The sequence below is a fragment of the Enterobacter cloacae complex sp. S2 genome (assembly GCF_015159675.1).
GTDB lineage: Bacteria > Pseudomonadota > Gammaproteobacteria > Enterobacterales > Enterobacteriaceae > Enterobacter > Enterobacter intestinihominis.
This window is the reverse complement of record NZ_JADDTS010000047.1, coordinates 1-10,640: the sequence shown is the minus strand read 5'-3', so window position 1 is coordinate 10,640 and position 10,640 is coordinate 1. Positions and strand designations below refer to the sequence as shown.

Genomic DNA, 10,640 nt, shown 5'->3' with positions numbered 1-10,640 from the left:
TCAGCCCTGTGGGAGAGGGTGAGGGCATCAGCCCGCCCATTCCTTAAGCAGGCATCGCCTCGCGCGGAATAATCGCTCCGCGATACTGAATCACCGTGCTGGCCGTCAAGTGTCCGCGCTGCGCTGCCGCTTCTGGTGTACCTCCCGTCAAACGTACCGCCAGATACCCCGCGCTGAAAGAATCGCCCGCCGCAGTGGTATCAATCACTTTCTCTTTCGCCAGCTTCACCGCCGGCACCTCTGTCACGGCTTCACCCGCCACCGCCACCAGGCAAGACTCCGCCCCGCGCTTAATCACCACTTCGCTGACCCCAGCGGCCTGCGTCCGGGCGATGACCTCATCAACCGGCTTTTCACCCCACAGGGCATCTTCATCGTCCAGCGTCAGGAAGGCGATATCGGTGCATTCCAGCATCTGCTGATACACCTGCTGCGTCTCTTCACGGCTGGCCCAGAGGCGCGGACGGTAGTTGTTATCGAAAATCACCTTACCGCCGTTGGCACGGCATTCACGCAGCAGTGACAGCAGCTTTTCACGGCTCTGCTGGCTCAGGATCGCCAGGCTGATCCCGCTCAGGTAGAGGTAATCGAAGGTGGCCAGCTCTTCGCAAATCGCAGCGGCGGCATCGCTTTCCAGCCAGAATTTGGCAGCCGCTTCATTACGCCAGTAATAGAAGGTGCGCTCGCCGGTACTGTCGGTTTCGATGTAGTACAAACCCGGCAGACGGTTTTCCATTCGCTGGATCAGCGAAGTTTCAACGTTTTCACCCTGCCAGGCCTCCAGCATCTGCTGGCTGAAGCTGTCCGTTCCCAGCGCGGTAACGTAGCTCACGCTCAGCGCGTCGGGGGCGACCTGACGGGCAATGTAAACGGAGGTGTTCAATGTATCGCCGCCAAAACCGCGGCTGACTTCCGCGCCTTTCTGGGACAGCTCAATCATGCATTCGCCAATCACGGCAATTTTCTTAGACATAGTCGTGAACCTGAACAGAGTAATTAAGGGTAGTGTGCGCTGTGTGTTTTTTACGGTCAACCATATTAAAACGACGTTCCATTATTTTTTTTGAGCCAGCGCGTGTTCCGGCATATTTCTGTCATCTTAATTTCATTTTCCCGCTGAATTGAACATAAAGTTCTCACCTGGCGGGCCGATAACTCAGTGACGAGTCCAGAAAGGCTATCCCATACAACAGGACATCCGAAATGAAGTCAGAGCAGGTTATCCAGCGGCTGAGCACTACGCCTGAGGCAAGTATTGAGAACTTGCAGGAGCATCGCTACTGGCTGCAATGTGAGCGAGCGTACACCTATCAGCCTATCTACCGTACTGACGGTCGGTTAATGGCAATTGAGGTGTTAACGGTCGTCACTCATCCATCGAACCCTTCGCAGCGTATCGCGCCGGACCGCTATTTTGCGGAGGTTGCCGTGCGTCAGCGCATCGACGTGCTGGAAGAGCAGTTGAGAATGCTGGCGACGAAGCAGGCGTTCTTCGAGCAGCACGGTATTCTGGCTTCGGTGAACGTGGATGGCCCAACCCTGATGGCGTTACGTCAGAATGCGACGCTGCAGGCGCTGATTGCCACCTTGCCGTGGATGCGCTTCGAGCTGGTGGAACATGTTCAGCTGCCGCAGGACTCCTCATTTGCCTCGATGTGTGAGTTTGGCCCGCTGTGGCTGGATGATTTCGGTACCGGTATGGCCAACTTCTCCGCCCTGAGCGAAGTGCGTTATGACTACATCAAAGTGGCCCGCGATCTGTTTATCATGCTGCGCCAGACACCGGAAGGACGGAACCTGTTTACGATGCTCCTGCAACTGATGAACCGCTATTGCCAGGGCGTCATTGTGGAAGGCGTAGAGACGCTGGAAGAGTGGCGCGACGTGCAAAATTCTCCGGCAGCGGCGGCACAGGGTTATTTCCTCTCTCGTCCTGTCCCCATGGATACCCTGGAAAAGGTGATAACCACCCTCTGATCTGCCCGCTTCCCTTTGTCTGAACTATAGTTTTAAAGGCAAGTTCATCAGGAAAGGGGACAACAATGACAAAAACAACCAGGGTGATTTCCTGGACAGCAGGGATTTTCTTGTTGCTGATCGTGGTCTTAATCATCATTATCGCCACGTTTGACTGGAACCGCCTCAAACCGACCATCAACCAGAAAGTCTCGACCGAGCTAAACCGCCCCTTCGCAATACGTGGCGATTTGGGGGTCGTGTGGGAGCGTCAGAAAGAGGAAACCGGCTGGCGAAGCTGGGTGCCCTGGCCGCACGTTCACGCTGACGACATCATTCTTGGCAACCCGCCGGACATCCCCGAAGTGACCATGATCCACCTGCCGCGCGTGGAAGCCACGCTGGCGCCGTTAGCCCTGTTAACCAAAACGGTGTATCTGCCGTGGATCAAACTTCAGCAGCCCGACGCGCGGCTGATTCGCCTGTCGGAGAAAACCAACAACTGGACGTTCGATCTCGCCAGCAGCGGCGATAAAGATCCGAATGCGCAGCCCTCTTCGTGGTCTTTCCGCCTCGACAATATTCTGTTCGATCGGGGGCGGATCGCCATTGACGATAAAGTAAGTAAGGCTGACGTGGAGATCCTCGTCGATCCGCTGGGCAAGCCGCTGCCGTTTAGCGAAGTGACGGGCAGCAAAGCCAAAGGCGATGACAGCAAAGCTGGCGATTACGTCTTCGGCCTGACAGCGAAAGGGCGCTACAACGGCCAGCCACTGACCGGTAAAGGCAAAATCGGCGGTATGCTGGCGCTCAGGAGCGAGGGTACGCCATTCCCGGTGCAGGCGGACTTCCGCTCGGGCAATACCCGCGTGGCGTTCGTGGGCACGGTTAACGACCCGATGAACATGGGCGGCGTCGACCTCCAGCTTAAGTTTGCCGGGGATTCGCTGGGTGAACTGTACGATCTCACCGGCGTGCTGCTGCCGGATACCCCGCCGTTTGAAACGGACGGGCGGCTGGTCGCAAAAATCGACGCTGAAAAATCGTCCGTCTTTGACTACCGGGGGTTCAACGGCCGCATCGGCGATAGCGATATACACGGCACGCTGACCTACACCACCGGAAAACCGCGCCCGAAACTGGAGGGGGACGTTGAATCCCGCCAGCTGCGTCTGGCCGATCTTGGTCCGCTGATTGGCGTAGATTCGGGTAAAGGCACGAAGTCAAAAGAGGTCAAAAAGGACGCTCAGCCTGCGGGTAAAGTGCTGCCCTATGACCGCTTCGAAACCGACAAGTGGGACGTAATGGATGCGGACGTGCGCTTCAAAGGACGTAAAATTGAGCATGGCAGCACGCTGCCGTTGAGCAACCTCTCGACCCATATCATCCTGAAAAACGCCGATCTGCGCCTGCAACCGCTGAAGTTTGGCATGGCCGGGGGAACCATTTCCTCGAATATCCACCTGGAGGGGGATAAAAAGCCGATGCAGGGAAGGGCGGAGATCCAGGCGCGTCGTCTGAAGCTGAAAGAGCTGATGCCGGACGTGGAGTTGATGCAGAAAACCCTCGGTGAGATGAACGGCGATGCGGATATTCGCGGCACGGGTAACTCTGTGGCCGCGCTGTTAGGCAGCGGAAACGGCAACCTGAAGCTGCTAATGAACGACGGGCTGGTGAGCCGTAACCTGATGGAGATCCTGGGGCTGAACGTCGGTAACTTCATCGTCGGACAAATCTTCGGAGACGATGAAGTGCGCGTGAACTGCGCGGCGGCAAACGTGGACCTGGTCAACGGTGTGGCGCGTCCGCAGATTTTCGCATTCGACACGGAAAACGCGGTTATCAACATCACCGGTACCGCCAGCATGGCGTCCGAGCAGCTGGATTTAACCATCGATCCGGAAAGTAAAGGCATTCGCATCATCACCCTGCGCTCGCCGCTCTACGTTCGCGGGACCTTCAAAGATCCGCAGGCGGGCGTGAAGGCCGGGCCGCTGATTGCGCGCGGTGCGGTTGCCGCCGCCCTCGCCACGCTGGTCACCCCTGCGGCGGCGCTGCTGGCGTTGATTTCGCCGTCAGAAGGCGAAGCGAATCAGTGTCGGACGATTTTGTCGCAGATGAAGAAGTAAGGTGTGGCCTGTTCTTGCCGGGTGACGCTGCGCTTACCCGGCCTACATGTGAATCGTAGGCCGGGTAAGGCGTAGCCGCCACCCGGCATTCGCTTACAGAGTCTGATGCTTAGTTTCGTGCGTCAGCAGCAGCGCAATCAGCGTCAACGCTGCCATGGCCGCCAGATAGACACCCACATAGAACAGACCATAGTTCGCCTGAAGCCACGTGGCGATATACGGGGCCACCGAGGCGCCCAGAATAGACGAAACGTTATAGGAGAACGACGCGCCGGTATAACGCACTTCAGTCGGGAACAGCTCCGGCAGCAGCGCGCCCATTGGGCCAAAGGTCAGCCCCATCAGGCTCAGACCAATCAGCAGATACGCCATCACCAGCGCAGGGCTACCTGAACCCAGCAGCGGCGGGAAGACAAACAGTGCGAACAGGATGATCAGCGAGGTGATGACGATCATGCTTGAACGACGGCCAAATTTATCCGCCAGCAGGCCCGCGATGGGCACCATCACGCCAAATCCAATAACCGCCATCATCAGCATCCACAGCACTTCGTTACGCGGCAGGCCCAGTCCGACCGGTACGGCGGCGGTACTGTAGGTCATGGAGTACACGGTCATGATATAGAACAGCGTGTAGGTCGCCAGCATGATGAACGTACCCAGCACGGTCACGCGGAGGTGTTTGGTCAGCAGCGTCCCCAGCGGAACTTTAACCTGCTTTTTCGCCGCGGCGACTTTAGCGAAGACCGGCGTCTCGTGCAGCGACACGCGCACGTACAGGCCAATCAGCACCAGCACGGCAGAGAAGACGAACGGAATACGCCAGCCCCAGCTCATGAACTGTTCATCGGTCAGCAGCCAGGAGAGGAGCAGGAAGGTGCCGTTCGCGAAGAAGAAGCCAATCGGCGCGCCCAGCTGTGGGAAAGAGCCATACAGGGCACGCTTACGCGCCGGGGCGTTCTCGGTCGCCAGCAGCGCCGCGCCGCCCCATTCCCCGCCCAGCCCCAGGCCCTGACCAAAGCGCGCCAGCGCCAGCAGCACAGGCGCCAGAATGCCGATAGTTTCATAGGTCGGCAGCAGGCCGATGGCGACGGTGGAGATCCCCATCGTCAGCAGCGAGGCAACCAGCGTCACTTTACGCCCGACGCGATCGCCAAAGTGGCCAAAGACCGCTGAACCTATAGGACGCGCAACGAAGGCGATAGCAAAGGTAGCTAAAGACTGTAGCGTGGCTGCCGTCGGGTCGCCCTGTGGGAAGAAAATATGCGGAAAGACAATGACCGCAGCGGTGGCGTAAATATAAAAGTCGAAGAACTCAATGGCGGTGCCAATCAGCGATGCGACGACGACTTTATTGCGGGAGTTGACCGGAACGTGTTCCGCCCCTTCGTTAAGTGTGGTGGCTGTTGCTTGCATAATATTTTCTTATTTTTGGACGAACGAAGGGCCATATTAGGCACAGCAAAAGCGACATTTCAATCTGTAACAAAGGCGTGACATGGTCATAAAAGCAACAAAAAGCGGATAATTTTCAGACCAGCGAAAACACTTCCATGAAATGCTTCACACATTTTAAATATCAGTCATTAAAACTGGTTTTGAGTTAAATAAAAGTTACGGTCTGGATTTATATGCTGAAATGATGAATCGGGCTGAAATATCAGCCCGACAGGACATCAGTGGTGGGTTTTTCCCGGCATGCGTGGGTCGTCTTTATACTCTGCGGTGGCGATCCACGCGGCACAGAACAGCGTCAGGCGTGCGAAGAAATAGAAGAAGGCCATCAGCCCCAGCACCGAACCAAAGGCCGCGCCGGAGGGGGACTTCACCAGCGATGGCAGCGTATAGGTCATCACAATTTTGATCACCTCAAAGCCAATGGCGGCAATCAACGTCCCACGGATCAGCGCCTTCTTGCGCGGCCGATGGCGGGGCAAACGCCAGAAGATCCAGAAGAACAGCAGGTAGTTAGCAAAGATGGAGATAGCAAGCCCTATACCGCGCCAGGCCGGTTTCAGCCATTCAATGTAGTCCAGATACAGCGCGGAGATAATCATCTGCTGCGCAGAACCGGCGACCGAGGTGATAGAGAGCGTGATGACCAGCGCCACCAGCAGACCAATCAGCGAGATAAAGTCGCGCAAATACTTCACCCATATCTTCTCCTGATCCTGCGGCGTACGCTCCCAGACGTCACGCGACTGGGCGCGAATGGCCTCACGCAGGTTGCCCATCCAGTTAACCCCGGAATAGAGCGCAATCAGCAACCCGACGATACCCACGGTGGTACGCTGCTGCACGGCGGTATTGATGGTGCTTTTGAGCGTCGTGGCGAGCGTCTGGTCGCTGACGTTGGTCAGGATCTTATTGAAGATGTCCTGCAACAGCGTCGGGTGAGACGCCAGAACAAAACCGGCGGCAGCAAACGACACCATCAGGATAGGGATCATCGACAGGAAAGAGAAGTAGGTGATCGCCGCGCCAAACTGATTTCCCATGCGGTCGTTAAAGCGCTCAGCGGCGCGGATCAGGTGAGCAATCGCGGGTATCTGCTGAATTTTTTCGGCTATGCCGGTCACGGTGCCCAGCGCTTTGCTGGTCGTTCCAGGCTCCTTCGGCGCTTCAGGCTCGTTATCCATCTTTTTGATGGGTTCATAATCTAAATGTTGAGTCGGTCGTTGCGGGTTATTTTCCGGCGTCACGCGCATTTTCCTTTTCGTTGAGCTGGATGTTATTGAATTATAGCTTGCGACTAGTCCACGTAACTTTTTGTGAGTTCGGTAAGCCACTCCATAAACACATGCACCCGACGGGAGAGGTTACGGCGGTGGGGATAAATGAGGGAGACGGGCATTGGTTCAGCCCGATATTGCGGCAGGATCTCAACGAGTTTTTTCGTGCGCAGGGCATCACGCACCCCGACGCGCGGGACCTGAATAATGCCAAGCCCGGCGATACAGGCGGCCTGGTAGGTTTCCGTGCTGTTAACCGTCAAAACGCCTCCCGTTTTTATCCACTGGGTCGCGCTGCCGTTGAAATACTCAAAACCCAGAGGACGGGTGCCCAGCGTGGCGGAGTAATGAATGAGGGCGTGTGAGCCCAAATCATCCAGCGTCTCAGGGTAGCCGAATCGCGTGAGATAATCCGGGCTGGCGCAGTTAATCACTGAAAGCTTCCCAAGCGGGCGGGCGATAAGCCCGGAGTCCTTCAAGTTTCCCACGCGAACCACGCAGTCAAATCCTTCGCGGATGACATCGACCAGACGATCGCTGCTGCTTAGCTCAAGCTCAATGCCGGGAAACTGTTGTAAAAATGCAGGCAGTTTCGGAATGACGACATTTCGTGCAATGGCAACGGGCATATCCACACGTAGCCGACCGCTGATGGTGGAAGGGTCGTGCAGAAACATGCCGTCCAGTTCGTCCAGATTCATCAGCAGATCTTTTGCGCGTTCGTAATAAACCATGCCGTCCTGCGTCAGGCTGACGCGGCGGGTAGTGCGGTGCAGCAGTTGAGTGCCAAGCGCGTTCTCCAGCGCCTGGATCTGCCGCGAGACACTCCCCTTCGGCAGGCTTAACGTCTCCGCCGCGCGGGTAAAACTCTCCAGTTCCGCGACGCGAAGGAAAAGCTGCATTGCGTATATTTTATCCATAGATATGGGTCATTGTTGTTTGAAATGAAACAGTGAAGCGTTGGCGGCACTATTTATTGATTTTCTACCATCTAATAAGCTCATTCTCAATCTTCATCGCAGTCGAAACGAGGTGAATTATGCGTGAACGTATTGCATTAGTGACGGGCGGTAGCCGCGGCCTGGGTAAAAATGCGGTTTTGAAGCTTGCTGCGGAAGGGACAGATATCATCCTGACCTGGAACAGCAGTCAGCAGGAGGCGCAGGAAGTTGTACGCGAAATTGAGGGAAAAGGTAGAAAAGCGGCAGCATTGCAGCTTAACGTCGGCGATACGGCAAGTTTTGCGCGCTTCGCTCAACAGGTGAAGGAAACCCTTACACACGTCTGGCAACGTGACACCTTTGACTATTTAGTGAACAACGCAGGTACAGGGTTATACGCACCCTATACCGAGACGACAGAAGCGCAGTTTGATGATGCGGTGAATATTCACTTCAAAGGTCCGTTTTTCCTCACACAACAGCTGCTGCCGCTCATAAAAGACGGAGGACGGATCCTGAATGTCTCAAGCGGACTGGCCCGTTTTACTCAGCCAGGTTCAGGGACTTACGCGGCAATGAAAGGGGCGATGGAAGTGCTGACCCGCTATCAGGCAAAAGAGCTTGGCGTGCGCGGAATTTCCGTCAATATCATCGCGCCTGGCGCGATTGAAACCGACTTTGGAGGCGGACGCGTAAGGGATAATGCGGAGCTTAACCAGCTGCTGGCCTCGCAGACGGCGCTGGGACGGGTGGGCCTGCCCGATGATATCGGTGACGCCATTGCGGCGTTGCTCAGTGACAAACTGGGCTGGATGAATGCGCAACGTATTGAAGTTTCAGGCGGTATGTTCCTGTAATGTTCAGACTTAAGGGGGAGGGAACCCTTTTAAGGAAATCCTTAAAGCAGGTGTGTCTAAATGATGAAAGATATAAAGAGAGCTGGGTGAATTGTAACCTCTCCATTCATTGAGTTTTTTCTTAAAAAATGCCTCTGTAGAATCCCCCTTCGCTATTCTCAGAGGAGTAATACGATGCGAGTAATCATGTTTGACAGGCAGTCAATATTTATTCATGGAGCGAAGTGCAGTTTGCAGAAATTAATTCCGGAAATAGATTTGACAGGAACTCGTCAGACTGATGAATTATGGGCACACTTATCTGCGTCACCTTCCGCTATCGTCATGATAGATGGGTATTTAATTCATGATAACGGTGTGGCTTTACCGGAAGAGATTATGAATCGTTTTCCAACAGCGCGCGTGGTGCTGGTGTTAACGAAAAAAGAGCCTCGCTGGGTTGAGCAAATGCTACAGCGCAACGTGGTGGCAATAATCCCTCGTAATGCGAATCCCGAACGCTTTTCCGCCGTGCTGGATTCTGTATCGCGAGGGATGGTCTGTTTTCCCGGCGAGTGGATGAACCAGCACTCCTCTCATGATGAGCTGTCATTGTTAAGTGAGCGCCAGCGTGAGGTATTGAAATTACTGGCGGCCGGAGAGTCAAATAAAGAGATAGGTCGTAATCTCAATATCAGTGCGGCAACGGTAAAAGCCCATCTTGAGACGCTTTTCCGTCGTCTTGATGTCAAAAACCGGACGCAGGCCGCGATGTACTATACCCGGGCGACGGCCTGAAGGATCTTCTCTGGCAGAGGGGAATCTTCCCCAAAACTGAAGAGCGTTAATACCAGTGCATCATGCTGCTGTTGGGTTAATGGGCGTTTGTTCATTTCCCGCAGCAGCGACTCACATAAATGAATATCATTGAAAAGCAAATTCTCCGCCTCAGTCGGCGTGATGAGGCCGTTAAATTTTTCCCACTGGCGAATCACGTGACCGTAACCTATAACCCATATTCCCTTTTCGTCACGGTATTTCTCCAGGGAAAGACCCTGCTGTTTTTTAATTAATGCGATTGCAGCAGAAGATATCTGCATTGCATAACCCGTCATAAGCGTTTCCTCTTTATGGCGGAACTATAAAGGGAAAACAGCCCGGGGAATATCCGCCAAATGGCCGTTGATCAGGTTTTACTGAACAGATATTCCTTTTTCAGTAAACCGAATAGCCAGTCGTTATGCCATTGCCCTGAAAGGAAATAACTCTCGCGCAACTCACCTTCCAGCTGAAAACCTGTTTTTTCCAGCAGTCGCCTTGAGGCGATATTTCCCGCCGTCACGGTCGCGGTGAGCCGACGGATATTGCCCTGGGTCAGCGCGAAATCACACACCGCCCGCAGAGATTCAAAGCCGTAACCTTTCCCCTGCGCAGAGGGCGCAAAGAGAAAACCGACTTCGGCACAATCTGCTTCCCGGTGCACATAGCCGGTTACGCCCAGCGGCGTCTGGCTGGCCGTCTCACGCACCACAAGGCAGAGCCAGTGCGAGCTGCCCGGTGCCCACGGCAACAGACGAGACACAAAGGCCTCCCGAATGTCAGCCTCGCTACGCTCATGGGCGACAAAACGCATCACGTCAGGATTTTGCTGTAGCGACAGAAAAAAGGGCCAGTCTTGCTCTTGCAGCGGCAAGCAGGTGAGACGCGCGGTGGTTAAGGCGGGCATGACGATCCTCCGGAGACATTGCAAATGATTATAGGGTTGTCACTTTATTTCAACAGAAAGTCAGGTATGTTTAACCTCCTATAAATAAAAAGAAAAACGACTTTTAATGCCGCTTTGGCGGTACTCATTGTCTCTCAAGGAAAACAATGATGATTAGCTCATCGCATCATACCCGCGAACAGTTTGAACACTGTCTGGCGGCGATCCGCCAGGCGTCTGTTGAAATCTTACTTCTGTTGAATGTACATGTTTCTGAAGGAAAAGATCCACGCTGGTTTCTGGAACAACTGGATAGCGCCCGCCTGGGGCTGGGCGGGTGG

At 54.8% G+C, this 10,640-nt stretch carries 11 protein-coding genes; 5 read left to right on the top strand and 6 right to left on the bottom strand.

Annotation, left to right across the window (positions count from 1 at the left end):
- Positions 1 to 43: 43 nt before the first annotated feature.
- Positions 44 to 973 carry a sugar kinase gene (locus IPZ49_RS20005; protein ID WP_022649722.1) on the bottom strand — a complete coding sequence of 310 codons (930 nt, stop codon included), beginning with the start codon at positions 971 to 973 and terminating at the stop codon, positions 44 to 46.
- Positions 974 to 1,203: 230 nt separating this feature from the next.
- On the opposite strand from IPZ49_RS20005, the gene pdeH reads away from it, so the two are divergent.
- Both pdeH and IPZ49_RS19995 read left to right on the top strand, forming a co-directional pair.
- Positions 1,204 to 1,977, top strand: coding sequence for a cyclic-guanylate-specific phosphodiesterase (pdeH, locus tag IPZ49_RS20000; RefSeq protein ID WP_015571521.1), 774 nt, complete (start codon positions 1,204 to 1,206; stop codon positions 1,975 to 1,977).
- A 65-nt stretch (positions 1,978 to 2,042) separates the two neighbouring features.
- Positions 2,043 to 4,085: an AsmA family protein gene (locus IPZ49_RS19995; protein ID WP_023298835.1), complete on the top strand. Its 2,043-nt coding sequence runs from the start codon at positions 2,043 to 2,045 to the stop codon at positions 4,083 to 4,085.
- Between the two features lie 93 nt (positions 4,086 to 4,178).
- Here IPZ49_RS19995 and IPZ49_RS19990 read toward each other — a convergent pair whose 3' ends face one another.
- From IPZ49_RS19990 to IPZ49_RS19980, 3 genes are all read right to left on the bottom strand, one after another.
- A complete protein-coding gene (locus tag IPZ49_RS19990) occupies positions 4,179 to 5,501 on the bottom strand; it encodes an MFS transporter (RefSeq protein WP_022649720.1) in 1,323 nt (440 codons plus the stop codon).
- Positions 5,502 to 5,761: 260 nt separating this feature from the next.
- Positions 5,762 to 6,787: an inner membrane protein YhjD gene (gene yhjD, locus IPZ49_RS19985; RefSeq protein WP_022649719.1), complete on the bottom strand. Its 1,026-nt coding sequence runs from the start codon at positions 6,785 to 6,787 to the stop codon at positions 5,762 to 5,764.
- A gap of 50 nt (positions 6,788 to 6,837) precedes the next feature.
- Complete coding sequence (locus IPZ49_RS19980) at positions 6,838 to 7,737, bottom strand: LysR family transcriptional regulator (RefSeq protein ID WP_032621978.1); 900 nt, start codon at positions 7,735 to 7,737, stop codon at positions 6,838 to 6,840.
- Positions 7,738 to 7,856: 119 nt separating this feature from the next.
- On the opposite strand from IPZ49_RS19980, the gene IPZ49_RS19975 reads away from it, so the two are divergent.
- Complete coding sequence (locus IPZ49_RS19975) at positions 7,857 to 8,615, top strand: SDR family NAD(P)-dependent oxidoreductase (protein WP_023298834.1); 759 nt, start codon at positions 7,857 to 7,859, stop codon at positions 8,613 to 8,615.
- Between the two features lie 174 nt (positions 8,616 to 8,789).
- Positions 8,790 to 9,392: a response regulator transcription factor gene (locus IPZ49_RS19970; protein ID WP_048966371.1), complete on the top strand. Its 603-nt coding sequence runs from the start codon at positions 8,790 to 8,792 to the stop codon at positions 9,390 to 9,392.
- On the opposite strand, the gene IPZ49_RS19965 is transcribed toward IPZ49_RS19970, so the two are convergent.
- Together IPZ49_RS19965 and IPZ49_RS19960 are read right to left on the bottom strand one after the other, a co-directional pair.
- Positions 9,371 to 9,709, bottom strand: a complete 339-nt coding sequence (locus IPZ49_RS19965) for a lysozyme (RefSeq protein ID WP_022649714.1) — start codon at positions 9,707 to 9,709, stop codon at positions 9,371 to 9,373. The genes IPZ49_RS19970 and IPZ49_RS19965 overlap by 22 nt on opposite strands.
- Before the next feature lie 71 nt (positions 9,710 to 9,780).
- Entirely contained in the window at positions 9,781 to 10,320 is a 540-nt protein-coding gene (locus tag IPZ49_RS19960) for a GNAT family N-acetyltransferase (RefSeq protein ID WP_038416887.1), read from the bottom strand.
- Between the two features lie 146 nt (positions 10,321 to 10,466).
- On the opposite strand from IPZ49_RS19960, the gene IPZ49_RS19955 reads away from it, so the two are divergent.
- A partial coding sequence (locus IPZ49_RS19955; protein WP_238406990.1) for an STY4199 family HEPN domain-containing protein occupies positions 10,467 to 10,640 on the top strand: 174 nt, incomplete at its 3' end.

Coding starts and splice junctions, on each gene's coding strand:
- IPZ49_RS19990 (WP_022649720.1), bottom strand. CDS start 5,501: ATGCAAGCAACAGCCACCACACTTAACGAAGGGGCGGAACACGTTCCG.
- IPZ49_RS19980 (WP_032621978.1), bottom strand. CDS start 7,737: ATGGATAAAATATACGCAATGCAGCTTTTCCTTCGCGTCGCGGAACTG.
- IPZ49_RS19995 (WP_023298835.1), top strand. CDS start 2,043: ATGACAAAAACAACCAGGGTGATTTCCTGGACAGCAGGGATTTTCTTG.
- IPZ49_RS19975 (WP_023298834.1), top strand. CDS start 7,857: ATGCGTGAACGTATTGCATTAGTGACGGGCGGTAGCCGCGGCCTGGGT.
- IPZ49_RS19965 (WP_022649714.1), bottom strand. CDS start 9,709: ATGACGGGTTATGCAATGCAGATATCTTCTGCTGCAATCGCATTAATT.
- IPZ49_RS20005 (WP_022649722.1), bottom strand. CDS start 973: ATGTCTAAGAAAATTGCCGTGATTGGCGAATGCATGATTGAGCTGTCC.
- IPZ49_RS19960 (WP_038416887.1), bottom strand. CDS start 10,320: ATGCCCGCCTTAACCACCGCGCGTCTCACCTGCTTGCCGCTGCAAGAG.
- pdeH (WP_015571521.1), top strand. CDS start 1,204: ATGAAGTCAGAGCAGGTTATCCAGCGGCTGAGCACTACGCCTGAGGCA.
- IPZ49_RS19970 (WP_048966371.1), top strand. CDS start 8,790: ATGCGAGTAATCATGTTTGACAGGCAGTCAATATTTATTCATGGAGCG.